We start from the raw sequence: 24,702 nt of genomic DNA on the forward strand, positions 1-24,702 counted from the left end.
CGCTCCTAAAATGCAATTTGTGTGCCTTTATTCCTACGAACCGCTTCTTGAACAATATAATGAGCAGCTGCCAGGTCTTCACAAGCTAGCCCCAATGATTTGAAAAGTGTGATTGCCGTACTCGAACTCCTACCTGGCTTAAGCCCGACCAATAGCTCTCCGATTTCGCCTAAAATGTGCCCCTCCCCGATCGCCCCTTCGTGCAGGGGAATCAAGTAATCCCCCGCTTCGTTCACGGCGGACTCCCGGCGATCGACGAACAACTCCGCTTGACGCACGAGTTCGGAATCCAGTTCACGGTCCTTCGCCCGGCAAGCACCGACAGCATTGACGTGAGCGCCTTCCTTGATCCACGCTCCGTGCAAAACAGGTGTCGTCGACGTCGTCACCGTGCAAATAATATCCGCGTCCCGTACGGCCTGCGCCGCGGAGGAAATAGCTTCCACCGGAAGTTTGTACCGCGCTTCCGTCTCTTCCTTCAACTTCCGGGCATGGTCCGGGTTCGGCCCCCATACCGTAATCCTCTCGATCGGGCGAACCAGCATCATCGCCTCGATGTGGGTTCTGGCTTGCTCGCCCGTCCCGATCATCGCCAGCGTGCTGGCATCCGGTCTCGCCAGCAGCCGAGTCGCCACCGCACTGACGGCCGCTGTGCGGATTGCGGTGATTTTGGTACCATCCACAACGGCCTCCAATTGACCATTGGTTGAATTAAACAAAGAAACAAACCCTTGATGCGAAGGCATCCCTTTCGCATGATTATCCGGCAGCACGGTAATCACTTTGGCCCCCACTCGCTCTTCCCGCTTCAAGTAAGCCGGCATGAGTCCCATAACATGATTCCCCTGTAAAGGAACAACGCTTCTTAGCGATTGAACGGCTTCTCCATTCGTCAAATCTGCCAATACAGCCTGCATGATTTCCATGCAAGCTGACATGGACAGCAATTCCAGAACCTCGCGTTGATTGATGACTAGCATATCTGAATGATCACCCGCTTCGTTAGTACTTGCCCTTACATTATAGCAAAACGCACTCCCCATGGCTTGCAGCGCAGTACGTTTTATTTCACATCCGGCCTACCTGTCGTCAGACGATGCCGCGATCTGTTTATATCCCTTCACTCTCGAAGTTTGAATCAGTCGCTGCAGCAAACCGAACAACTGAATGGGATCGAACGGTTTTGTAATATAGCCGCTCATACCCGCTTCGAGCACTTCCTCCTTCACGCCTTTCATCGCATCGGCCGTCATCGCAATAATCGGAATATCCTTGGCATGCTCCAATTGGCGAATATGTTTGGTCGCCTCGTAGCCGCCCATCACGGGCATTTGCAAATCCATCAAAATGGCGTCATACCGCCTCACCTTCGCACGGGAGACAGCTTCCAGACCATTTTCAGCCACATCAACTACTACGCCGACTTCCTTCAGCATTTCCGTTGCAACCAACTGATTGATTTCATTATCCTCCACGAGCAAAATGTTCGCATGCTGCAGTGCCTTGAAACGCTCCGACTTCTCCGGATCAGGCCCTGTGACCTGCTTGGCCACAAAATGCTGCTGAAACAAACTGATAAGCTCGTTATACAATTGGGACTGGCTGATCGGGTAATACAACACCTTATCTATGGCTTGCGAACGGATGCGCGTTTGCAACTCCGGCTCATGATACGCGGTAACCATCACAATGACCTGCATCGGCGAGGAGAATTCGAGCTGAATACGTTCAGCAAGCGGAACGGCAACAGATTCCCTCAGCTTCCAATCTACGATGACCAAATCATATCGGCCATTGCGGTAAATTTGTTCAATTGCCCCACTCTCGGACTCTGCTGTATTGACAATAAACTGGAACTGTTCAAGCTGGTTTTTGAGTACGAGCTGCATATCCCCCTCATCACAAACGAGCAGCACCCGAAGCAATTTCAATTGTGAGTCTTGATTCATCGTTGTAAGCCGCGATCCCGTACTATATCCAAAATCCGCGGTAAAGGAGAATGAACTGCCCTGCCCGGCTTGACTCTCTACACCTATCGCTCCCCCCATCAGCTCGACAAGATTTTTACTGATCACAAGACCAAGCCCTGTCCCTCCGTACTTCCGGGTTGTCGACATATCTGCCTGTGTAAAATGGTGGAACAACTGCTCCTGCTGTTCTTCCGTAATGCCGATTCCGGTGTCACGAACCGTAAATCCGAGAGTGACGCCCCTTTCACTTTTGGCCAAAAGGCAGATCTCAAAAGTAATTTCGCCCTGATCCGTGAACTTCACAGCATTATTCGACAGGTTAATCAAAATTTGATTCAAACGGAACGGGTCGCCGACAAGCATTTGCGGAACTTCATGATGAATGGAGAAATGCAGCTTTAACCCTTTGTCATACGCTTTCATTCCTATGAGATTTGAAATCTGGTTGAGTACATCATACAGATCAAAATCGACCTGCTCGATGACCAGCTTCTTGGCCTCGATTTTGGAGAAATCCAGAACGTCATTGATGAGTGCGATTAAATTTTTGGCGGAAATAATCGTTTTATCCACATAAACTTGCTGCTGCTCTGAAAGCTCTGTTTGCTGGAGCAAATAACTTAGACCAATCACCGCATTGAGCGGCGTGCGGATTTCATGGCTCATATTAGCCAGAAACTCGCCTTTCGCGCGATTCGCGGACTCGGCCATTTCCTTGGCTTCCGCCAACTCTGACGTACGAGCCTCCACTAGTTCCTCGAGGTGGCCTTTGTATTGGTGAAGTGCCTTCTCTTGCCGCCTTAGTTCGGTAATATCATGACCGGTTCCTGTCACTTCCACGATCTCCTTGTTCCGATTAAAAATCGGCGAAACCGTGTAATGCATACATTTATTTTCACCGCATGGCAGAAGGCTTTCCGCTTCGAAGGACTTGGATTCCTTGGTGCTTAACACTTCGTTAAGCGCTTGCTTCCACTGCTCGCGAACCTTCTCCGATGACATCATGTCCAGCATATTTTTCCCGAGCAAATCACGTTCGTTCGTTTTTAAGAAATGCGACATCTTGTTATTCGCCTGAGTAATCCTCCCATCCAGGTCGCAGCAGTAGACGAGGTCAGGCGAGTTTTGCACCAGCGTCCGATACCGACTCTCGCTCTCGCGCAGCTTGATCTCCGTTTCGAAACTTCTAATTTCATAAGCAATCAATGAGTAGTAAAGTGGGATGGCTACCGTATGAAAAATCACATAGCTAACTGCAAACTCTGTCAAAAAATAGTTCATCGTTTCCTGAGGGGCAAGCAGTGCCCAGCCTACTGTCTGCAAACTGATAACCAACCCTAGCAGCCAGCCGTATTTCTCCATAAGCTTTCTACGTTTCACAGACCATCGATGGACAATTATACTGATCAACGTCGTAGTCACAAGTGAGCCTAATGGAAAAAGCAAATCTCCGCCAAGCATGGTGCGATAAGCGCCAACCATCAGAGTTGTAACGATTGCAGATAGAGGACCGCCAAAAACAGCCGAAAATATAACGCTTACAAAGCGGACATCCATATGCAACCCGTGTGCGACTTGTAACGGCATCTGCATAATAAGCAGACCGAAGATCCCGAAAGCGATTCCGAAAATGATCGACTGCGCTCTTTTGGAGCATTTTACATAATAGGGGTACAGCCATCTTAATAGAAAAACAAAAGTCACGATTAATGCACTGCATTGTGCAAAATAGAACAGAAATTTCATGTGACACCTCACCCCCATTTTACCTACTCGCTGCGTGAAAAAATTGTCATTTCTTGTCTATTATATATTACAACATTCAGTTCGGATCTTCTACTGATATATCGTGAGAGCCTGACCTTTTCGCCATAATAAAAAAAGCCCCAAGCTGCAAGCAGCCTAGGTACTCTTCAGTCGTAATTTAGTTCACACTGGCTTTGCGGTACTTCATGAAACTGCCAATTCGCCAAACTGAAATGTATAAGTACGCCATTAACATCGTAAGAACGGTAAATTCCGTATAATCCAGCCCTTTGAAATACTGCGAAAGCGCGATACGAATGACGAGCACGGCAATGATGACATACTTGAAATTCTTGTTTGGCTTCGCGTACACATACCCGTCTTCCCGCTTCTCGTAACCCGTATGGTACAACATAATACTGCCCAGCCCGACGCCCAGCAGCATCGCGCACAACATCTCCCAGATCACAGGTAAATGAAAGGGATGATCAGGAATTTTCGTCAACGAGTAGATGGAAAAACCAAATAGAATAGGCAGTATGATGACGGGGATTAATATTCCCAGACCTTTATTTTTGATCGGACGTGTTTTGCCGCGGGTTCTGAGCCATATTACCAGTATGATAACCAGTGCGCCAATACCATACCCGACCAATGTTCCAGCATTCATGATAAAAGTTCCTCCTGTTGCCGCTTTTTATATAAGTATACACGATATTTCACCGAATTCATTCAGACGCAGGTCATATTCCTTCTCGGTCTTCAGGCTGATGCGTGATCCCGGATCAAACCATCCTTTCCGCTGCGATAATCCGATTATCCGCATGTCCTTCCTTCGTTTTGTTTATTAAGCAAGAATGGTAGTATGTAAGTAAACACTATCAACTAGAGGTAACAGCCAGATGAGAATGAGAGATTGGGATATTAATTTAAAAATCCGCCTTGGCGGAGAGACTGCTTTTAACGTTATTTTTTGGACTTTTTTTCCGTTTTTATCGATCTATTTTGCGAATTCCTTCGGCAAAGGCTGGACGGGCGTCCTCCTGATTTTGTCACAAACGTTGTCCGTTTTCGCCAACTTAATAGGCGGTTACTGCGCTGACCGTTTCGGACGCAAACGGATGATGGTCCTCGCGGCATGCGGACAAGGCGTCGGTTACGGCGTCTTCGCTCTTGCCGCTTCGCCTCTGCTCGCGATGCCCGTTCTTGGCTTCATCGGGTTCAGCTTCGCCAGCATGTCCGGCTCCATCTATTGGCCTGCCAGCCAAGCGATGGTCGCGGACGTTGTGAAAGAGGAGCATCGCTCCAGCGTCTTTGCCATCTTCTATACAGCCGCGAACGTGTCTGTCGTTGTCGGGCCGCTGCTCGGGTCTATCACCTACGATGATAATCCGTATATTGTGCTTATCGCTGCTTCGGTGTTCTGTCTTCTCCTCTCTTTGACGATGAGCCGCACCTTGCACGAAACGCTGCCGGAGAAGCTTGCCGCGCGCAACCGCTCCACAACCGGTGAACCTTGGTACCGGTTCCTTGCCGCGCAGCTGCGCGACTATAAGATCATTGCAGCTGACCGCGTTTTCTTGCTGTTCATCCTAGCCGGTGTGCTGCTGTCTCAGACCTTCATGCAGTTGGATTTACTGTTCCCTGTTTTTATGGAGGAAACCGTGAAGTTATCGACGATCTTCTCCTACGGCGACTGGAGTTTGCAATTATCCGGCAAGCAGTTGTTCGGCCTGATTGTATCCGAGAACGGCTTGTTCGTAGCCCTCTTTACCGTCCTTGTGACCAAATGGATGCTCGCTTACCGTGACCGCTATGTATTCATCGGCGGCGCGCTTTTCTATGCACTTGGCATTGTGATGTTCGGCCACATGTCCACCTTCTGGGGCTTCACCCTCGCGATTGCCGTGTTCACACTAGCTGAGCTGATGTCCGCTGGCCCTCAGCAAGCTTTCGTCTCCCGGTTGGCTCCTGAGCATATGCGCGGCCAATATTTTGCCGCAGGTAGCTTGCGGTATACGCTTGGGCGCACCCTAGCGCCGCTGTCCATCCCGATCTCGTCGTGGATTGGGTTCACATGGACGTTCATTTTGCTTGCGGGCATAGCTGTGATTTCCGCAGTCCTGTACAACATCATGTTCAACTTGTATGACCGTCAGACCGCTGCTTAATGATATTTGATTATCCTACTCACCATTCAGCCAACTTCCCAATCCATTCATAAACCATGGCGGTGAGTCCTCTAAGATTTTATTTAACGGAACTGGAGGCCGCTATTTGAAGGAAATCGAGTAATTTCCTCTCTAGCGGAACTACTGGGCCTTATTTGTGCGTGGAGCCGTCCTTTTCAGGCAAAAACAGCGAAATAGAGGAACACAGTTCCCTCGGCTTAGCCAAAACTCCATATCCCGCCAAAATAACGGACTATAGTTCCCCTAGCCCCCCTTATCGCCCCATCGCACGATGAAATTCTTGTCATTTAGGCCTATCAACAAGCAAATCTCTCAATCTATGAATACATAGAAGTATTACTAGATAAGGAGAGTGAAGACCTATTCCTACCATATACAAAGCCTTTTTAAACGGTAAAAACGAAGTGCCTCCCGTACAAACTTTATCATCCGGAGATGCCATATTCGAGCTGAACAGCAGTGGAACCCAGTTAAGATTCGCTTTGATCATGCGAAATGTTTCCCGCGCCACCCAAGCCCATATTCATCTTGCGCGGCCAGGGCTAGGCGGTCCCATTGCAGTTTTCCTGTTTGGCCCCAACCAATTCGGTATTTCTGTCAGACGAGGCGTCATTCGCGGCATTCTAACGAATCAGGACTTAGTCGGTCCACTGCAAGGAAAAACGCTTAAAGACTTAATCGCTGAATTCGAAAGTGGTAATGCCTACATCAACGTGCATACCAACCGTAGCCCGGAAGGTGAAATTCGCGGCCAAGTCAAACAGCCTTAAAGCTATGTGAAAAGACACCCTCTGCGGGTGTCTTTCTTTCTATGCGCGAACGTCCCTACTCCCCTTGAAAATAGGTTCAAAAGTTTACACTGGGTTTATCCTTTTAGAATATGAATGTTTAGAATACCAATCACTTAGGTGACGGAAACCTAGACAAAGGGATGTGGCCAGATGAAAAATAAACCCACGCAATACTCCACTCTAGTTCAGCGAAGTTCCAGCCATATGCATCAATTCATTCATAAACTTTGCCGCAAAGGAGACGAAAAACTTCATTTTATCTTAGTACATGATGCTGAGCGTTCGAAGCCAAATCAGACCAACTCCGCTCATTCTGCACACTCTTTGAATTCATCCAACGACAAACAAGCCGTCCTGCTGCATAAACCCCTCTTACTTTTGGAAAAACAAGTCCCTCACATGAAGTTGATCTCCAAAAACAATAAATCCATCCATTTACTCAGCCAAAATGCGAAAGGCTACGCAGTATTCATGGAAATTAACCGCAGAGATGAAAAGAACCGCGAAATCAAAGAAATCCGAGCACAGTTTATCGATGTCGATCTCAATAAAATATCCGAACAGTTCCAAACCAAAGAACAATTGAAAGCGCGAATCAAACAACTCAAATCGGACCCTTTAGAGCGCATCCAATCCATTACCATTAAAAAAGGGAAACAAGGTCAATACCTGCTTAGGGCTCAACGCGCTGAAGAGCAAGTTGCTCAATTGAAAAAAAACTTCCTCAAAAAACACTGGCAACAGATCAAAAATGCCATGATCATCGAAACAAAAAACGGCTATCACATCTATTGGGTCATTCAAAACGGATCCATATCAAAGTTCGTTCCTATTCAAAAGGCGCTAGCCAGCAAATTTGGTTCAGATCCGATGATTACCAATCTGTCGAGGGTCATGCGAATTCCAGGCTTTTACCATTTGAAAAATCCGGATAAGCCTTACCTTGTCAGGGTCATTCATTCAGGAAGGAAGCAGCCTTTCACGCAAGAGGAACTTATTCAGACACTAATGTTAAGACCATAATCTAATGCAAAAAAGCACCCTGCACAGGTGCTCATGCTTCCGGTCTATAATACGGCGGTGCCTTCAACCACCCTTTTCGCATCAATAGATCCTTAAGCGTTAGCGAAAAGATGATCTTTTTCATCTGAAACTTGGCAAACAGTGCGGCCACATCCGGCCGTACGGCTTCTGTCAATCCCCGGCAGCCATAATTGATTCCCAATACTAAATTAAAGCTGAGCAGACTTGCTATCTCCTCGTCTGACAACTTCGACCCCACAGGAATATGTCGAAAATCGCCAACGGGCTTATCCGGCGACGCCTCTGGCATCGGGATTCCTTCATTTTTCAAGAATGCAGTTATCTCGTCGAGTATCGGCCGATGCACATCATTAATGACCTCTTGCAGCTTTTCTTTCAATTCAGGATCCTCCGTAATATTAAAAGAGACCTGTTCACCACGCATCGTTTGATCGGTTGCTGTGAAATAAAACCACAGATTCATGACTTCTCCGACATTTAAAGGAGGCTTTTCGCCATCCAGAAACGGCTTTATCGCATCGCCGAGTACCTCCATGATATTCATATTCCCAGCTCCTTTTGGTTAATAGCGTACCCATTGGCATCTATTTTATAAGGGCGATAATGGAAGCCTCTCTAGCTTCCAAGCTCCAGGATCAAACGCTTGAAAGTTGCATAAGCGGGTTTCTCTGAATAGTCGTCACGCAGAATACCAAATTGATAGAAGATGTTCACGTTAGAACTGTCGGCATCCCGAAGTCCAAACAACTCATAATGCGTAATATGGAGCTCAGGATGAAGACGGTAGACGGTTCGGATTACTCTTTCAAGGACACTCGCTTGTTGCTCGTACGTTCTTTCGTTTTGTGTAAAAGGATTCTGCCCCGTTGGCCAGCCACTTTCCGTAACGCGAATAGGTATCGTCGCGGGAATTCCGGCCTTGATCAAACTGCTTTCCCTTAAATTTCGCAAAGTGCGTTCTACAGAATCCGCTATTTCATCCAAATGAAGCGGTTCTTCAAAGACATCGACATAGAAGTTATGCCCCACAAAATCAAGAGCGTCCAAGAACGGCCTCCCTCCAAGCTCAGCGAGACCTTCCCAGAAATGAGGAACTGCCATTGGCCCCTCTGGCACGGAACCGAACCCAATCTGTACCTGAAGGCCTTGGTCTCGCACTTCTTGTTTAGCTGCCTTTACCCCTTCCACAAGTGCTTGCAAGGTGTAAGGTTTAGAACCTTCCATAAACGACAAATTCGGTTCGTTCGTAATTTGAAGAGAGGCCAGATGGGCACCATACTTCCTAATGATTTTGCGAATAAAATCGAGCCATCTGTCCATATCGATGTCAGTCTCTTGCATACATCCCGCCGTCAGATCACCTAACAGTCCGAATTGAAGAAGACGGTCCGCAAAGGAGAATAACGCTGGCTCTGATTCAGGTCCGGTATAAACGAGGTAGTTCCTCGGAAACAATTGCTTCGAACCTCGGAGTTCATTGAGTGCAAGCTGAATGCTACCGTAATCATCCTTTGGTCCAATAGCCAAACCGGTCGGTGTGCCAGCTACACTTAGCGGATAAATCCCGAACGTTAAACCAGTTGTCGTCATTGTGCTCATCATTCCTTTCTCATTCAACGTTCCCAAGCAACCGCAGTCGCTTATTAGTATGAACGGACGGAATTGGAATATGTGGACTGATGGCAATGAATACAACATGTAACACCAAAAAGGAGCCCGCCACTGAATTTCAGTGACAAGCTCCTTTCATTTTCTTTCGGGGTGTCTTGTAATTTGTATGTATCTTCAATCGTTACCTCTATGAAGGGTAAGCCATACTTCACTTCAATCTTCAGCTCGGACCTCGTGCTCCTGCCCACTTTTTTCATCAATGTAACAGTAGCCATCCTCCGAGCAGAAAACAGACTTCTGCAGGCACGGTGCTTCCATTTAAATCAGAACCCGATTTTTGCAATAATAGTTGCAACCTCGGCTCGACTGATGTTACCTTTTGGCTCAAGTACAGCCCCGTTTCTTCCCAAAAATAATACTAGCCTCCACATTGTCCGTAACGCTGCTTTGCGCCCACGAAGACACTGCCTCATTAGATCCATATTATCTTAATCTTCTTCAGTTATTAAAGGGGCTTCCTTTAAGTTATCTAACATTTAATGACAACTTAGGAAATTGAGATAAAACGAAAGAAAGTTGGACATGAGAGGGTATTGAAATGTCCATTATCTAACTTGCTAATGCCGCAATGAAGTCAAATCCATGCAGATTCGCTAACCGGGATCTTTTTTTATTGATTTCACTAAGCAATAAGGATCGTCATTCAAGTGCTGCATGACCACCTCTATAAAATCTGAGAAGGCACATTGCGCCACATACCCATTACCTAACGGTACTTTATGAAATTGGTTCCGTTCTGTCAACCATGTTTCAATCGGATATAAATTTAATCGTGGATCCAGTTCCAGATCGCGCGCAAAAAACTTATAGGTACGTTCCTTTTCCTCTCCATTATCTACATAGATTCCTGTGAACATCTTCCAATAACGATAGGGAACTTCTACCCGCTCCTCTGCGTAATGGATGAGAGAAGCCGCCTGGATCGGTGCTCCTAGTAAAAGCAATTTTGCTCCAAGACCGATCATCACGTCAAATGACCCATCAATATCAAATGCGGAACCTGTATCGGGGGATGTAATTGCCTCTGCAAGCCGTCCTACTGCCGCAATCGACTGCAAGGGGTGGTAACTTCGCAGGCTTGCAGGTAGTTTACGTACACTCTCAGAAAAGATACCCATCCCTTCGGACGAAGTAATCTGGCGATCAAATGGTATGCCTTTTGCAAATCCAAAGCTAAAAGTAGGAACGGCAAGCGTACCCTCGTTGCCCAAATAGTCAAGCATCAGGCGTACCAACTCTACTGGCATTGCCTCAGTCTCGCAACTTTCAAGCCTACCAAGTTGAAACAGAGAGCTATGGACAAACACCATATCCCCTGGATATATATTAACCGCTTCAAGTACCTGTCGAAAGTCTTCATTTGAGAACTTTTTCATTCACTTACTCCTACCAAAAATTTACGCATTTGATATACCTCGTATTCGTAGCCCGTATTTTCCCAGAAATTACGGGCTTTTTCGTTGTGATACAAGACCTGCAGCTCGATCGAATCAATATTTTTCGTGACAAACCATTCCTCGAGCTTTTTCGCCAACTCGCTTCCTATTCCGTATTGGCGCATTTCCGGTTTCACGTATACATGCGAAATAATGCCGACTTTGCCTCCGCCTAAATAATTGGGTAGCAGTTTGATCATACCTTGGATAAAACCGATCACTTCCTCCCCATTAAGGGCTAACCAAACCACGCCAAACTTCCCCAATGTAGGTAAAAGCGATTTCGACCACATTTTTTCACCGCCGGGTACAAGAGGTTGGAGCAAACCCTTATCGCCCATGTAGTCGTACATAAGCACAAACAAAGTCTCCATTTGTTCCAAGAGCGTACCCGCCTCTTTAAGTTCTAGGTATCGTATGTTCTCCACGATTAAAGCCCCTTGATGCAATGGATAAACCCTGCCAGCGTTGTGTATTGCTCTGGATCTGCAAGTTCAAAATCCATTTCCACTTTGAGATCTTGCTCCACTTGAGCGACCAACTCTAAAAAACCTAGTGAGTCGATAAGACCAGGAAGTAATTGAAATGAATCGATAAATTCCTCGCGGCTAACCCCAAAAAGTTTTAATTTTTCTTGTAACGTATTATATAAATAGTTTTCTACATCTTTGTATTGTAATGTCAACGTAATACCTCCAATTGTTCCATTAACTGCTTGCGATCGATTTTACCGTTTGAATTTAATGGCACGTCTTCCACGAAAATCAACTTTCTCGGTATCATATAGTCTGGCAATTTGGCTTGGCAGTGGTTCAGGATCTCTAGATGGTTTGCTTCCAATTCCTTTGGCAAGAAGGCGCAGACCCCTTCTGCTTTTCCATGCTGCTGCAGTAAAGGAACCACAACGGCAAAAGCGGCACCTGTCCCCAGCAAAACATGTTCGATCTCCTGAATTTCCACGCGGTACCCCATAATCTGAAGCTGGTTATCTATGCGACCTAGGTAATAAAGGTTGTTAGACTCATTACACATGACAAGGTCGCCAGTTCGATACCAGATTTTTCGGGGGTGGTCTGGGAAAATTATATACGAATGCTTTGTCTTTGCGTCATCGTTTAGGTAACCTCTAGTAATTTGAGTTCCAGATACACACAATTCACCAACCTCACCCACTGACAATTCTCGAAAATCCTCACTGATGATCCGCCACTCCTGCGTAGGGAAAACTTGCCCGATCGGTACAAGGCCTCGCTTACATTCACCAGGTGACCGATCCGCATCCCAACGATACTGCGAAATCGCAATAGTTGCCTCTGTGGGACCGTACAGATTTTCGACAACAGAGTTGTTCGCCGCCTCCTGCCAAGCCTCGGCGATACCTTGAGGTAGAGCTTCTCCGCAAAAAAAACTGTAACGAAGCGATGGAAAGGCATTGGGCTTTAGTAATCTTAATTTTTGCATAAACATCGGGACTGATGGTACGGAAAACCAGACTGTGAGTTCATGATCTTTGATGAACTTTGCGGGTGACATCACAGCCTGTTCTGGGACCGGGTACAGACATGCCCCGCTCCCCCAACAAATGAACATGTCATGAACACTGAGGTCGAAGGTCATGTCAAACATTTGGGAGAAACGGTCTAGTTCATTAAAAGAATAGCTTGTAATAACATGCTGCAAATAGGAAGTGACATTGCGGTGACTGACAGGTACGCCTTTCGGATTCCCTGTACTGCCCGAAGTGAACAACAGATAGGCAGTCTTCTCCAAATTGCTTGGATACGGTCTCCACCATTCGTTCCTTTCTACCAAATCCATAGTACAGAAAAATCGATGCTTCTGGTTTCGGGCTGCAATAATATTTCCCATTTCGTTGTCTTCCATTGGTAAAATGACGTTCAGACGACGATTCACTAGAGGTAACAGCTTAGCCAACAGTCCAAGCGCCTCAATTCCAACTATAATAGTTGAGGCCCCTGAAGCTTGCAACATATAAAGAGTTCGTTCTAGTGGAAATTTAGGGTTAAGCGGCACGTACCCTCGCCCTGAGGTCAATGTACCTAAAACCCCCGTATAAGAGGTTAGGCTGCGGCTCGCAAACACAGCCACCACTTCCTGTTGCTCCCCTATTTCTGCCGTTTGAATCAATTGGGCCAGTTGAATCGCCTTGTCACCAAGTTCCTTATATGAGTATACTTCATCGTGAACAACTAAGGCAGGCCTGTCATGAAATTGCTCAACAGAGCGCCAAAAAACGGATCCCAATCCATTATCAGGTCCTTTATGTGTTTGCTTCTGATTCATCGTGTCCTCCTCGCGTATAACCTTTCATCCGTTTGCATAACCGAAACGAGTAATTCACTTCCTTGTAAATCCTTAGCTGCACGCACTATTAACTCATATGGCATTCCAGATCGGCGTGCGATATCAAGTAAAGAATTCTGTCCGTCAGAAAAGTTCAAAACCCATAACATGGCGAATTGGATATCCTGTGCGTTTTTTTGTCCTCCGACCGAGCTGTAAAGACCTCGTTTACCAAGTTGAGGTTCACATTTAGGGTTGAGATTCAGATAACGATCGTCTGATTCCAAAACATGCAACACCTGAAGATACTTTTGATACGTGTTTGCCAAGTACGACGATCCGACAAAATCAAGATTATCAGCGGAGCTATGATACTGTGGAAACCGGCCATATGGCGTGCGCATAAGCGATCCGACAGGCAGATTAAATCCTGGGGAAGAAAATTGTCGTTCGTCGCTTCCCATCGGAAAGAAGTCTATAATCTGGAAAGGCTCGCCAGAGTCCTCAAGCACTTTTTCAACCACTTTATCGAGATAGTGATTTCCATGTTTGGTTCGCTTATACGTTGATTGACCTGGGTCACCGAGACATGTGGCCACTAGTCCACACTTGATTCTCCCGACCTTGTCTTGGTTTTCATGCAACCACGTTATCGCGCCGATTGTTTCTGGAATGAACAGGAGACGAAATGAATGTCTTCGCTTCAAATGAGTCAAAAGTTGACCAATCAAAGTTAACAGTACAACTCCGCTCAGGCTGTCATTGCACATAGAAGGATGACACACGTAGCAAGAGAGTAAGATTTCCTCTTCGGTTTCACCAGGCAAGTAAAGCTCTCCCCAAGTAACAAACCCCGGTTTGAGCGTAGATTCGATTTTCACTTCGTATAGATCATCCGGTAGTGATTGTAACAAATTATGAGGTAGGCAAAAACCCCAATCTTTTCGATAGTAGCTCGTCAGATAGGGAGTCCACTCCGGGTAATCCGGTAATGTAAATAAATGATTTTTTAATTCATCAAGTGTCATCTTTGCATGTATAGGGACACTATAGTTAAGGACATGCAGGTTGGATTTTTGGAAATCTACAACTCTTACCCCTCTTGAGTCCTTTATATAGGCATCTTCAACATTCCATTCATTTGGAACCTCCCAATCAAAAACCTGTGTTCCAGTCGGCACTTCATGAATATTAAGCGGTATATATTCTTGAATGATCTTTAACGTCTCTCTTACGCCGTTTCCCGTGATACTACGGGTGATGGGATACAGCCGAGCCATAAGGTCATACATCTCTTGCCCTGCTTCATCCACCCGTTCTTTATTTAAAAACCATTCGAAATGCTCATACATAATTCTACGACTCCCTACAACTTTAATTCCCCACTGTAATCATACACTGTAAAGTCAATACAACACTTGCCCGAAAATATCCAAAGTGCTGAGAGACACAACAGGGATTTCGTACACAAAATCAATAAATTGGATTATAGAAAAGAATCCCAATTAGTCCATGTGTTATAATAGCACAGAATAGTACAATTTTGTATAAAATTTTACACTCAATAGTGGGAAAACTATCTTGACGAACATTATCTTTCTAAATTGTAAACTTTGAAATCGTTTGCAAGTTTACAATCTTAAAGCCGTGCTCCCTCCGTCACGCTCCAGTCCGTCCGGGCGAACCCTCCAGGGTTTCTCCCCCGACCTCCTAATACAAAAGAAAAAAGCACCCTCACGGGTGCTTCTTTCTTTTGTATGGAGGTGAGGGGAGTCGAACCCCTGTCCGAAAATATCGCCACACAGGCTTCTACGGGTGTAGTCACAGTTTTGATGTCACCCGAGCAGCGCGCCGTAACCCGCTCTGCGTTGGGTCAGCCTGATTGTCTTCCTACGTTCGACCCCAGGCGGAGACCAAACGTCGTATCCCACTAAGGTTGGGCCCCTATCCTAGCACATGGGCGATGCGAGGGAGGAGCTAGCTCACAGGTTATTAAGCTGCGAAAGCTAAGTTGTTGTTTTGTTTGCCATTTAATAGGCTTTAGCGTTGTTAAAGCGGACGCGTCCCCACTACCCGCAACCCGCGCTCGAACTATCCCCGTCGAATCCAAGAACACCCCCGGATTGCCTTCATTTCCGCCAATAGAGCGGAGAAGGTAAAAGACGAGCTGTTTGAGCGAAATTGCTCTTTAATACTGAATCATTTGCTGTAGACCTAGTATAACACAAGCTGTTCAAAAATGAACGCTCAGGTTTGTGGAAGCTAAGGTGCTGCTTACCAATACCTTTGCCACGTTACCTAGCAATCTTTTGCTTCTCGCGCAGCGCACGCTGAATATCGCGTTGTGCATCTTTTTTGGCCGCGGATTCACGCTTGTCGTACTGCTTCTTACCTTTACCAATACCGACTAAAAGCTTAGCATATCCATTACGGATATACACTTTCAATGGCACAAGTGTGTAACCTTCTTGCTTTGCCTGGCCTAACATCTTGGCGATCTGCACCTTTTTCAAAAGCAGCTTCCGCGTCCGTGTCGGATCCTCAGGATTACTTCGGTTACCTTGCTCAAAAGGACTAATGTGCATGTTATGGACAAAAGCTTCCCCATTACGAATCGTCGAAAAGCTATCGCCAATGTTCGCTTTACCTGCCCGTAAGGATTTGATCTCCGTGCCGGTCAAGACAAGACCCGCTTCGTACGTTTCTTCAATAAAGTAATCGTGTGAAGCCTTCTTATTCTGGGCAAGCACCTTGCCATCTGCCTTCTTCGTTGCCACGTGAGATCCTCCTCCCGCAATTTCCTGCAGGTAAATACTGCTACAATGTGCATCCTATTGTAGCAAGATCAAGCCCGAAATGCAAGAAGCGGCGTTATCTCCGCCGCTTCTTGCTACCGCCGCCGTCGCCGTCACTCCGGCGACGACCACCCTTGGCAAGCGCGTTCACGCCGCTCGCCCAATCACTGCCGCCGCTGCTGCGCTCAGCAGCGGAACCACCGCCCGCTTGGGCTTCGCTTCCAAGCGCAATGCCCCCGCGGCCGCGCTTGCTCTCGCCGCGTCCAGCACCGCTATCTGTCCGGCCTGCGCCGACAGATTCCAGCCTTGAGCTCAAGCTGCCGCCTTCGCTCAGCTTAGGACCGCGCGCCTTCCCGCGACCACCGCCGGCTTTGCCGCGGTTTTCGCTCCACGGCGTGCTACCGCCTTTTCCTCGGCGCGATTTCCCCTGCCCGGCGCCATCACGCTCTTGACCTGCTTTCGCGCGACCAACGCCGTCACCACGCTCTTGACCTGCCCTCGCACGTCCCTCAGCTCCATCACGAGGTACTCTTCCCTCTTGCCCTTCCACACGACCGCGACCTTCACCGCGCTCCTGCCCAGCCCTTAAGCGCCCTGCTCCATTGGTTCCCTCTTGACCTTCTTTCACACGTCTTGCCGCGCCTTCTATGCGTTCTTGTCCCGCTCTCGCACGCCCAGCAGCCCCACCATCACGGCCCGCACGTGCCCCCCCATCAGTTGCACCAACAACACTACCTTCTCCGCGTCTCCGCCCCGCACTCTCACCCTGAGACTTCGAAAAGCCGCCTTTACCTTTGGTATAGCCGCCCTTGCCCTTCTCCGGCTTGCCTTTGCCGCCACGGAAGCCCTTGAAACCTGCCGCTCCTTTGAACGGCTTGCCGCCTCCACCGCCACGGCTATAACTACCCTCTTTGCGAGGCTTCATATCCAGCAATTCAAAATCAATCGTATGCTCTTCCATATTTACGCGAGCCACACGGACTTTAATTTCATCGCCAATCCGGTAGATCTTGGACGTGCGCTCTCCAACGAGAGCAAATTGTCTCTCATGGAAGTTATAATAATCATCGGTCAAATCGCTCAAACGGATCAAGCCCTCAACGGTATTGTCCAATTCCACGAACATCCCGAAGCCAGTTACACTAGAAATAATGCCCTCGAATTCTTCGCCAACTTTATCCAGCATATACTGAGCTTTCTTCAGTGCCTCTGTTTCACGCTCTGCATCTACAGCCACACGCTCACGTTCGGATGATTGCTGCGCAATATCGCTCATGCGGGAAGCCAAATATTCATGACGAGCATCGGACAAAGTACCGTTTTGCAACACTTCGCGAATGACCCTATGAATGATTAGATCGGGATAACGACGAATCGGAGAGGTAAAGTGGGAATAAAATTCCGCCGCCAAGCCAAAATGCCCCAAACTCTGCGCATCATAACGAGCCTGCTTCATCGAGCGAAGCATAATTTTGCTAAGCACAGTCTCCTCTGGCGTCCCCTTAATGTCTTCCAGTAAGCTTTGCAGCGCACGTGGATGTACGGAATTGCCCTTCCCTTTGACCGTATACCCGAAGTTCGTCACGAACTCCATGAAATTCATCAACTTCTCAGCATCAGGATCTTCATGGACACGGTATAAGAAAGGTACTTTCATCCACGAAAAATGCTCAGCAACCGTTTCATTCGCAGCCAGCATGAACTCCTCAATCATCATTTCCGCGACAGAGCGCTCTCTCTTCACGATATCGGTTGGTTTACCGTCCGCATCTACGAGAATTTTAGACTCTTCAAAGTCAAAATCAATTGCTCCGCGCTTCATCCGTCTGGAACGCAGTCTAGCTGCCAGCTCTTCCATCCGCTTAAAATCTTCCATCAAATACGCATAACGCTCCACAAGCTCAGGCTCTGCCTCACCTGTCAAAAGCTTACGCACATTCGTATAGGTCATTCGCTCGCTAGTCTTAATTACACTCGTAAAAATCTCATGATTAACAACTTTTAGATTCTCATCGAACTCCATTTCACAAGACATCGTTAAGCGGTCTACTTTGGGGTTAAGCGAACAAATGCCATTCGACAACCGATGCGGCAGCATCGGAATCACACGATCCGTCAAATAGACGGAACATCCGCGGTTATAAGCTTCGATATCCAGCGCAGTGCCTTCCCGAACATAATAACTTACATCGGCGATATGAACGCCTAATTTATAATGACCATTCTCCAAAAGCTCCACATTAACCGCATCGTCCAAATCCTTGGCATCTTCACCATCAATAGTGACAATCCGCTTAGCGCGAAGATCGCGGCGCCCCTGGCTAACAATCTCATCTTCCGTAATCGAATCCGGTGCAGCGTCCGCTTCTTCCAGCACTTCCTCTTTGAAAGCCTCCGGCAGCTGGAACTTGCGCACAATCGCCAGAATATCAACGCCTGGATCGTCCTTATGGCCAAGAATCTCAATAACTTCCCCTTCAGCCGCAGAGCGACCTTCTGGATAGTTCACAATCTTTACTACGACCTTCTGCCCCGTGACTGCGCCATTAAAAGCGTGCTGAGGTATGAAAATATCTCTCGTCATCCGCTTATCGTCAGCAATAACGAACGCATACGTATCCTGTCCCTGAAAAACGCCCACAATCTGCGTATTGGCGCGCGTAATCACCCGCACAACTTCGCCTTCCAAGCGGCCTCCGCCTTGGCTTCTGGACGTTACTTTCACGAAAACAATGTCACCGTTCATAGCCGTATTCAAATCATGCGCATTAATATACACATCCGGGTGCTCCCGGTCTTCGGGAATCAAGAACGCGAAACCTTTCGCATGGGCTTGCAGTCTTCCTCTTACCAAGTTCATGCGCTCCGGCACGCCATAACGGTCATTCCCGCCTCGAACCACGTGGCCGCTTTCCTCTAAACGATTTAATAATTTAATGAAATCCTTAAATTCTTCCGCTCCTGCAATCCTGAAATGCTTTTCGAGCTCTTTATAGGACATGGGCTTATAAGCCTCATCTCGCATCAAACTAATAATATCTTGATCTGTTATCATATACACTCTTCACCTTCTTGTTGTTGTTGAGCTTCGTCCTACACTCACCGTACCCGTTCCTTTACTCCATAGTATGCCACTTGTAGAGAAAGGATAAACGCCGCAATATCGGCATAAACAAGCTCTCTCTCTTGATCAAGCAGCAAACCGTGCGATGATTTCGCATAATAACGAAGCTCTTTGCTTTCAGAGCGAGTGCGTTCATATAAAAACGCTGCGCTTCCCTGATGGACGACGCCATCCTTGCCCCCCTGCCCGATCCATATCGGCGCTTTTACTTGAGGCAGCAAACCTTTTACATGTTTCAAAAGCTTTCGCAAACTAACGACGCAACGAATCGGCGTTTTGGTATATGCACATGACTCATCTAATAGCGTGGAGAGTGTTTTGGGCTTCTTATTTATGTATTTGATAAAATACTGCATAATGACCGCCAGCGCCGATTTTCTTGACGTCAGAAAGATCGGTGTAGCCAGCGAGATCACACCTGCTACTTGACGTTCAACCGCCAGCTTCAGGGCCAAAAGCCCACCCATCGAATGCCCCATTACGACGACGTTTTTGCATTTCGCCGCAAGCGCGTCGTAATTCTCCAGCACATGCCCATACCAATCCGTCCATCCGGTTCGTAGCATATCTTCCGGTGACGTGCCATGTCCGGGAAGCCTCACTGCCTGAATCGTGTAGCCCTCATCCCGCAGTTCATACCCAATCCGTCGAAATTCGGAGGGCGATCCCGTGAACCCGTGAATCATTAATATACCTGTTGTCTGCTTCGTCCCCTTGCCTGTCCAGAAAAAAGGCTCAGTGGATTTGTAGATTCTGCTTTCGATGGTAAACATCTCCTACCTATAAGGCCCTTTTAAAATGAAAAAACAGCAGGAGTAGATTTCCCCTGCTGTTATCGTTTTATGTGTGTTAGGCCTTCACTACGTATGCTACGACAATGGAAAGAATGAAAAATGCAGCAGCAAGCCCCATCGTGAAACGGGACAAGAAAAGTTCTAAACCTCGTGCTTTTTGTTTACCAAATAAGTGCTCCGCACCACCGGAAATGGCACCGGACAACCCTGCGCTTTTACCTTTTTGTAGAAGAACAATCGCAATTAATCCGACTGAAGCTATGATCAACAAAATTTTCATAAAGATTACCATGTTTATTAGCACCCCAATTGCCTGTACTTTTGCTTATATGACTAGCATGAGTATTTTAACACAGTTCGTCCTAGAAAACAACAAAAGAGGTGTTTGGACGTTTTACTACGTTTTAATCACGATAGGAATACGCTGATGATTGGCGATTGGTGCTTCTTGACCGCTTATTTCCCCCAAGAAAAGCTTGAACCGCTTGCTTCGCACACCATAACGCAAAGAGTGTAAAGATAATCGCCCATACCATGGTCGGAACCCCTGTATGAAGCGCCAAATTCGTGGCGTCCCCAGCTTGCCGTGCATCTCGCGACGCAGCTTGGATCAAATAAATCGGTCCGAACACGGACTCTTCCAAGCACAGAAAAGCGAGCAGCAAGTAATAAAAATTGCGCAGCCATTTGATAGGAATAGCCATCATAATGATCGTCAAGGCAATAAATCCGATTAAGAACATGATGCCGAAACCATTCCGAACGAATAGGAGCAATGAAATGGCGGATATCGCGATCATGACCAGAAAACCGACCTGCTGCTTCCCTCTGGCAAAGGCTGAGAACAGGAACCAAGCGAATACGGAAGCTGTCGTATATCCGGCCAGAGCCACAGGAATGATCGACCACGATCTTGCCTGAGAAATCGCCGAAAGCGTGACACCGCTATGGTTGGCATACAGCTCAATTCGCTGCACTTGACCAGACAGCGCCAACGTTACCACCGCGTGCCCAAACTCATGAACCATGGTATCCAAGTTGCGAAAAAAAGAAGAGGGGATCCAGTGTGTAAGCAATGCGGAACCTATCAGAAATAAAATAGTCTTCACCCAATTGCTCATTACAATGACCCCCTCGGTCGCACAGGCGGCGGTGACGAAGTCACCGGCCAGCCCCAGCTGTTATTTAATTATTTACTACGTAAAAAACTTATTTAAAGTTTCTCAAGTTGTAGAAAGCTTTTTTACCCGCATATTGAGCTACGCTGAACAACTCGTCTTCGATACGAAGAAGTTGGTTGTACTTCGCAACGCGGTCTGTACGGGAAGGAGCACCTGTTTTGATTTGACCAGCGTTTGTAGCAACCGCGATGTCAGCGATTGTGCTGTCTTCGCTCTCACCGGAACGGTGGGAGATAACCGCTGTGTAACCAGCGCGTTTCGCCATTTCGATCGCATCAAAAGTCTCAGTAAGCGTACCGATTTGGTTTACTTTTACCAAGATGGAGTTACCGATGTTTTGCTCAATACCTGTGGAAAGACGCTCAGTGTTCGTAACGAACAGATCGTCACCAACGAGTTGAACTTTGTTACCCAATTTCTCAGTAAGCAATTTCCAACCTTCCCAGTCATCTTCGGAGCAGCCGTCTTCAACTGTGATGATTGGGTATTTATCAACCCATGCAGCAAGGAAGTCAACCCACTCAGCGGATGTGAATGTTTTGCCTTCGCCTTCAAGTACGTATTTACCGTCTTTGAAGAACTCTGTGGAAGCAACGTCCATACCCAAGAATACGTCAACACCTGGTTTGTAACCAGCTTTTTCAATCGCTGTAAGGATTGTTGTGATCGCTTCTTCGTTGGATGTGAAGTTAGGAGCGAATCCGCCTTCGTCGCCAACAGCTGTGTTAAGGCCTTTGTCTTTCAATACGGATTTCAAGCTATGGAAAATCTCTGCGCCAATGCGAAGAGCTTCTTTGAACGTAGGTGCGCCAACCGGCAGAACCATGAACTCTTGAACGTCAACGTTGTTGTCGGCATGCGCCCCACCGTTGATGATGTTCATCATTGGAACTGGAAGTGTTTTGGCATTGAATCCGCCAAGGTATGTGTACAAAGGAACATCCAAAGCGTCAGCAGCAGCGCGAGCTACAGCCATGGAAACCGCCAAGATTGCGTTAGCGCCTAATTTTGCTTTGTTCGGAGTACCGTCTAGCTCGATCATTTTTGTGTCGATGCCAACTTGATCAAGTGCATCCAAGCCAATGATTTCAGGAGCGATGATTTCGTTAACGTTGTCAACGGCTTTCAGAACGCCTTTACCCAGGTAACGACCTTTGTCACCGTCACGAAGCTCAACAGCCTCGTACGCGCCTGTGGATGCGCCAGATGGAACGATAGCGCGGCCAAATGCGCCGGACTCTAGATAGACTTCAACTTCAACCGTTGGGTTACCGCGGGAATCCAATACTTCGCGTGCATAAACATCAGAAATAATAGTCATTGTAGAAAACACTCCTTTTATATAATTAATTTGGTTGCTATCTCTTAAGGATTGTAGTCCCGGTCATTTGTTCCGGTTGTTTAACCTCTAAGAAGTCCAGCATGGTTGGGGCAATATCTGCCAAAATTCCGCCGTCTCTTAGTGTAACAGATTTGTCCGTAACAATAAAAGGGACCGGATTCGTTGTATGCGCCGTATTGCGTGAACCGTCCGCATTCGTGACGACATCGGCATTCCCGTGATCGGCTGTGATGCAGACAACTCCGCCTTTGGCAAGAACCGCTTCCACCACTTTACCCAGGCACTCGTCTGTTGCTTCGATCGCTTTCACCGTTGGCTCCAGCAAGCCGGAGTGGCCAACCATGTCAGGGTTTGCGAAGTTAAGGATGATCGCGTCATGACGTTCTGCTTCAATCTCTTTAACAACAGCATCAGCCAGTTCATAAGCGCTCATCTCTGGCTTCAGGTCATAGGTCGCAACCTTCGGGGAAGGGATCAGCAAGCGAGTTTCGCCTGGCAGTTCCGCATCGCGTCCGCCGCTGAAGAAGAACGTTACGTGCGGATATTTCTCCGTTTCCGCTGCACGAAGCTGCTTCAGACCGTTCTGTGCCAACACCTCGCCAAGCGTGTTATCGAGATCCTTCGGTTTGTACGCTACGAAACCGTCAACAGACTCGCTGAACAACGTCAGACATACGTAGTACAGGTTCTTAGCCACTTTAGGACCACGGTCAAAACCACGGAAGTCTTCATTCGTGAAGACTTGCGAAAGCTGGATCGCACGGTCCGGACGGAAGTTGAAGAAGATGACGGCATCGCCGGATTCAACAAGCCCTACCGGTTTGCCATCCTCACCAACGATAACCGTTGGCATAACGAACTCGTCGAAGATGGATTTTTCGTAAGATTCAACAATAGCTTTCATCGGATCAGTGTAGGCTGGACCTTCACCGTAAACCATAGCGCGGTAGGATTTCTCCGTACGCTCCCAACGTTTATCGCGATCCATTGCATAATAGCGTCCTTGAACGGTCGCAATTTTACCTACGCCGACTTCGGCGATTTTCTTCAGAAGGCGCTCCATGTAGCTCTTCGCAGAATCCGGAGCTACGTCGCGGCCGTCGAGGAACGCATGGATATACACTTCATGGAAATCTTCTTTTTTAGCTAGATCCAGCAAAGCGAACAAATGCTCAATGTGGCTGTGTACGCCGCCATCGGAAAGCAGCCCGTAAAGGTGCAGCTTTTTGCCGTTCTCTTTGGCATGACGCACAGCGCCTACGATCGTTTCATTGTCGTAAAATTCACCGTCACGAATCGATTTGGAAATCCGCGTCAGATCCTGATAAACGATACGGCCTGCGCCGATATTCAGGTGTCCTACTTCAGAATTCCCCATCTGGCCTTCAGGCAAACCTACAGCTTCACCGCAAGCCGTTAAAGTTGTATGTGGATAACTTGACCAGTAACGGTCATAGTTCGGCTTTTTGGCATGAGCAACGGCATTCCCCTGCTCTTCCGAACGCAGTCCGAAGCCATCGAGAATGATGAGTGCTACCGGTTTCGGTCTGGACATATTACTTCGCCCCCTGGACGAGTTGAATGTAGGAAGCAGACTCTAAGCTTGCTCCACCAACAAGTGCGCCATCGATATCAGGTTGCGCCATGTATTCGGCAATGTTGTTAGGCTTCACGCTGCCGCCGTATTGGATACGAACCGCATCAGCTACGGAAGCGCCGTAAAGACCGCTCACAAGCTCACGGATGTAGCCGATAACGTCTTGTGCATCAGCAGCTGTGGAGGATTTTCCAGTGCCGATTGCCCAGATTGGCTCGTAAGCAATAACCACTTGTGCTGCTTGCTCTGCGCTAAGACCAGCAAAAGCTGCTTCTGTTTGCACTTTGCAAACATCTTTGGTTTGACCCGCTTCGCGCTCTTCCAGCTTCTCGCCTACGCAAAGGATCGGTTTCAAGCCGTGTTTGAAAGCCGCAGCGACTTTCTTGTTTACGATTTCGTCCGTCTCAGCGAAGTAAGCTCTACGCTCGGAGTGGCCGATAATGACATACTCCACACCGAGATCTTTCAGCATAACGCCGGAGATTTCGCCTGTGAACGCGCCATTGTCTTCGAAATGCAGGTTTTGTGCGCCTACATGCAAATCAGTGCCTTTTACAGCTTCAACCAGTGCCGGCAGGTTTGTGAAAGGGGAACAAATTACGCTTTCTACGCCTTCGATCGTGCTGCCTTTTACTTCGTTCACGAAGCTAACAGCCTCGGAAACGGTTTTGAACATTTTCCAGTTACCCGCGATAATCGGTTTTCTGCTCATTCG

21 protein-coding genes and 1 other RNA gene are annotated in these 24,702 nt (G+C 47.5%); 3 read left to right on the top strand and 19 right to left on the bottom strand.

Going from position 1 to position 24,702, the window contains the following annotated elements; genetic code table 11:
- Window positions 1–5: 5 nt before the first annotated feature.
- The 3 genes from ACUN27_RS36445 to ACUN27_RS36455 form a co-directional block, all read right to left on the bottom strand.
- Window positions 6–980: an ornithine cyclodeaminase family protein gene (locus ACUN27_RS36445; protein WP_445560555.1), complete on the bottom strand. Its 975-nt coding sequence runs from the start codon at window positions 978–980 to the stop codon at window positions 6–8.
- A 99-nt stretch (window positions 981–1,079) separates the two neighbouring features.
- Window positions 1,080–3,716: a response regulator gene (locus ACUN27_RS36450; protein WP_445560556.1), complete on the bottom strand. Its 2,637-nt coding sequence runs from the start codon at window positions 3,714–3,716 to the stop codon at window positions 1,080–1,082.
- A gap of 178 nt (window positions 3,717–3,894) precedes the next feature.
- Window positions 3,895–4,386, bottom strand: coding sequence for a CcdC protein domain-containing protein (locus ACUN27_RS36455; RefSeq protein WP_315955082.1), 492 nt, complete (start codon window positions 4,384–4,386; stop codon window positions 3,895–3,897).
- A gap of 232 nt (window positions 4,387–4,618) precedes the next feature.
- Here ACUN27_RS36455 and ACUN27_RS36460 point away from each other — a divergent pair, with 232 nt between their 5' ends.
- The 3 genes from ACUN27_RS36460 to ACUN27_RS36470 all read left to right on the top strand — a co-directional run bounded on the left by ACUN27_RS36460 (window position 4,619) and on the right by ACUN27_RS36470 (window position 7,722).
- A complete protein-coding gene (locus ACUN27_RS36460) occupies window positions 4,619–5,887 on the top strand; it encodes an MDR family MFS transporter (protein WP_445560557.1) in 1,269 nt (422 codons plus the stop codon).
- A gap of 392 nt (window positions 5,888–6,279) precedes the next feature.
- Window positions 6,280–6,678 (top strand): CHRD domain-containing protein, encoded by a 399-nt coding sequence (locus ACUN27_RS36465; protein WP_315955125.1) that lies wholly within the window; start codon window positions 6,280–6,282, stop codon window positions 6,676–6,678.
- A 171-nt stretch (window positions 6,679–6,849) separates the two neighbouring features.
- The gene (locus ACUN27_RS36470) at window positions 6,850–7,722 is read left to right on the top strand and encodes a DNA-primase RepB domain-containing protein (protein WP_445560558.1); all 873 of its coding nucleotides are present in this window, start codon (window positions 6,850–6,852) and stop codon (window positions 7,720–7,722) included.
- 31 nt (window positions 7,723–7,753) lie between these two features.
- Here the strand turns inward: ACUN27_RS36470 and ACUN27_RS36475 are convergent, their stop codons facing one another.
- From ACUN27_RS36475 to tpiA, 16 genes are all read right to left on the bottom strand, one after another.
- Window positions 7,754–8,287: a DUF3231 family protein gene (locus ACUN27_RS36475; protein ID WP_315955085.1), complete on the bottom strand. Its 534-nt coding sequence runs from the start codon at window positions 8,285–8,287 to the stop codon at window positions 7,754–7,756.
- 71 nt (window positions 8,288–8,358) lie between these two features.
- Complete coding sequence (locus ACUN27_RS36480) at window positions 8,359–9,342, bottom strand: hypothetical protein (RefSeq protein ID WP_315955086.1); 984 nt, start codon at window positions 9,340–9,342, stop codon at window positions 8,359–8,361.
- A gap of 665 nt (window positions 9,343–10,007) precedes the next feature.
- Entirely contained in the window at window positions 10,008–10,790 is a 783-nt protein-coding gene (locus ACUN27_RS36485) for an AAC(3) family N-acetyltransferase (protein ID WP_315955087.1), read from the bottom strand.
- A complete protein-coding gene (locus ACUN27_RS36490) occupies window positions 10,787–11,278 on the bottom strand; it encodes a GNAT family N-acetyltransferase (protein ID WP_315955088.1) in 492 nt (163 codons plus the stop codon). Before ACUN27_RS36490 ends, ACUN27_RS36485 begins: the two co-directional genes overlap by 4 nt.
- Before the next feature lie 2 nt (window positions 11,279–11,280).
- Window positions 11,281–11,535, bottom strand: coding sequence for a phosphopantetheine-binding protein (locus tag ACUN27_RS36495; protein ID WP_315955089.1), 255 nt, complete (start codon window positions 11,533–11,535; stop codon window positions 11,281–11,283).
- Window positions 11,532–13,154: an amino acid adenylation domain-containing protein gene (locus tag ACUN27_RS36500; RefSeq protein WP_315955090.1), complete on the bottom strand. Its 1,623-nt coding sequence runs from the start codon at window positions 13,152–13,154 to the stop codon at window positions 11,532–11,534. The genes ACUN27_RS36495 and ACUN27_RS36500 overlap by 4 nt, the downstream gene beginning before the upstream one ends.
- Window positions 13,151–14,506 carry a DUF4910 domain-containing protein gene (locus ACUN27_RS36505; protein WP_315955091.1) on the bottom strand — a complete coding sequence of 452 codons (1,356 nt, stop codon included), beginning with the start codon at window positions 14,504–14,506 and terminating at the stop codon, window positions 13,151–13,153. The genes ACUN27_RS36500 and ACUN27_RS36505 overlap by 4 nt, the downstream gene beginning before the upstream one ends.
- Window positions 14,507–14,909: 403 nt before the next feature.
- Window positions 14,910–15,274, bottom strand: a transfer-messenger RNA (tmRNA) gene (ssrA, locus tag ACUN27_RS36510).
- Window positions 15,275–15,448: 174 nt separating this feature from the next.
- Complete coding sequence (smpB, locus tag ACUN27_RS36515) at window positions 15,449–15,931, bottom strand: SsrA-binding protein SmpB (RefSeq protein WP_167053092.1); 483 nt, start codon at window positions 15,929–15,931, stop codon at window positions 15,449–15,451.
- Between the two features lie 94 nt (window positions 15,932–16,025).
- Entirely contained in the window at window positions 16,026–19,004 is a 2,979-nt protein-coding gene (rnr, locus tag ACUN27_RS36520; RefSeq protein ID WP_326063045.1) for a ribonuclease R, read from the bottom strand.
- 44 nt (window positions 19,005–19,048) lie between these two features.
- On the bottom strand, window positions 19,049–19,846 hold the full coding sequence (locus tag ACUN27_RS36525) for an alpha/beta hydrolase (protein WP_326063046.1): 798 nt from the start codon (window positions 19,844–19,846) through the stop codon (window positions 19,049–19,051).
- Between the two features lie 76 nt (window positions 19,847–19,922).
- A complete protein-coding gene (secG, locus tag ACUN27_RS36530) occupies window positions 19,923–20,159 on the bottom strand; it encodes a preprotein translocase subunit SecG (RefSeq protein WP_029196004.1) in 237 nt (78 codons plus the stop codon).
- A 112-nt stretch (window positions 20,160–20,271) separates the two neighbouring features.
- Window positions 20,272–20,988 (bottom strand): M50 family metallopeptidase, encoded by a 717-nt coding sequence (locus tag ACUN27_RS36535; RefSeq protein WP_315955094.1) that lies wholly within the window; start codon window positions 20,986–20,988, stop codon window positions 20,272–20,274.
- A gap of 88 nt (window positions 20,989–21,076) precedes the next feature.
- Window positions 21,077–22,369, bottom strand: a complete 1,293-nt coding sequence (eno, locus tag ACUN27_RS36540) for a phosphopyruvate hydratase (protein ID WP_127457101.1) — start codon at window positions 22,367–22,369, stop codon at window positions 21,077–21,079.
- Window positions 22,370–22,406: 37 nt separating this feature from the next.
- Complete coding sequence (gpmI, locus tag ACUN27_RS36545) at window positions 22,407–23,945, bottom strand: 2,3-bisphosphoglycerate-independent phosphoglycerate mutase (RefSeq protein WP_315955095.1); 1,539 nt, start codon at window positions 23,943–23,945, stop codon at window positions 22,407–22,409.
- A gap of 1 nt (window position 23,946) precedes the next feature.
- Window positions 23,947–24,699: a triose-phosphate isomerase gene (tpiA, locus tag ACUN27_RS36550; protein WP_445560559.1), complete on the bottom strand. Its 753-nt coding sequence runs from the start codon at window positions 24,697–24,699 to the stop codon at window positions 23,947–23,949.
- Window positions 24,700–24,702: the final 3 nt, after the last annotated feature.

It is taken from the genome of Paenibacillus sp. WC2504 (assembly GCF_052682475.1).

Coding starts and splice junctions, on each gene's coding strand:
- ACUN27_RS36445 (WP_445560555.1), bottom strand. CDS start 980: ATGCTAGTCATCAATCAACGCGAGGTTCTGGAATTGCTGTCCATGTCA.
- ACUN27_RS36450 (WP_445560556.1), bottom strand. CDS start 3,716: ATGAAATTTCTGTTCTATTTTGCACAATGCAGTGCATTAATCGTGACT.
- ACUN27_RS36455 (WP_315955082.1), bottom strand. CDS start 4,386: ATGAATGCTGGAACATTGGTCGGGTATGGTATTGGCGCACTGGTTATC.
- ACUN27_RS36460 (WP_445560557.1), top strand. CDS start 4,619: ATGAGAATGAGAGATTGGGATATTAATTTAAAAATCCGCCTTGGCGGA.
- ACUN27_RS36470 (WP_445560558.1), top strand. CDS start 6,850: ATGAAAAATAAACCCACGCAATACTCCACTCTAGTTCAGCGAAGTTCC.
- ACUN27_RS36475 (WP_315955085.1), bottom strand. CDS start 8,287: ATGAATATCATGGAGGTACTCGGCGATGCGATAAAGCCGTTTCTGGAT.
- ACUN27_RS36480 (WP_315955086.1), bottom strand. CDS start 9,342: ATGAGCACAATGACGACAACTGGTTTAACGTTCGGGATTTATCCGCTA.
- ACUN27_RS36485 (WP_315955087.1), bottom strand. CDS start 10,790: ATGAAAAAGTTCTCAAATGAAGACTTTCGACAGGTACTTGAAGCGGTT.
- ACUN27_RS36500 (WP_315955090.1), bottom strand. CDS start 13,154: ATGAATCAGAAGCAAACACATAAAGGACCTGATAATGGATTGGGATCC.
- ACUN27_RS36505 (WP_315955091.1), bottom strand. CDS start 14,506: ATGTATGAGCATTTCGAATGGTTTTTAAATAAAGAACGGGTGGATGAA.
- rnr (WP_326063045.1), bottom strand. CDS start 19,004: ATGATAACAGATCAAGATATTATTAGTTTGATGCGAGATGAGGCTTAT.
- ACUN27_RS36525 (WP_326063046.1), bottom strand. CDS start 19,846: ATGTTTACCATCGAAAGCAGAATCTACAAATCCACTGAGCCTTTTTTC.
- secG (WP_029196004.1), bottom strand. CDS start 20,159: ATGGTAATCTTTATGAAAATTTTGTTGATCATAGCTTCAGTCGGATTA.
- ACUN27_RS36535 (WP_315955094.1), bottom strand. CDS start 20,988: ATGAGCAATTGGGTGAAGACTATTTTATTTCTGATAGGTTCCGCATTG.
- eno (WP_127457101.1), bottom strand. CDS start 22,369: ATGACTATTATTTCTGATGTTTATGCACGCGAAGTATTGGATTCCCGC.
- gpmI (WP_315955095.1), bottom strand. CDS start 23,945: ATGTCCAGACCGAAACCGGTAGCACTCATCATTCTCGATGGCTTCGGA.
- tpiA (WP_445560559.1), bottom strand. CDS start 24,699: ATGAGCAGAAAACCGATTATCGCGGGTAACTGGAAAATGTTCAAAACC.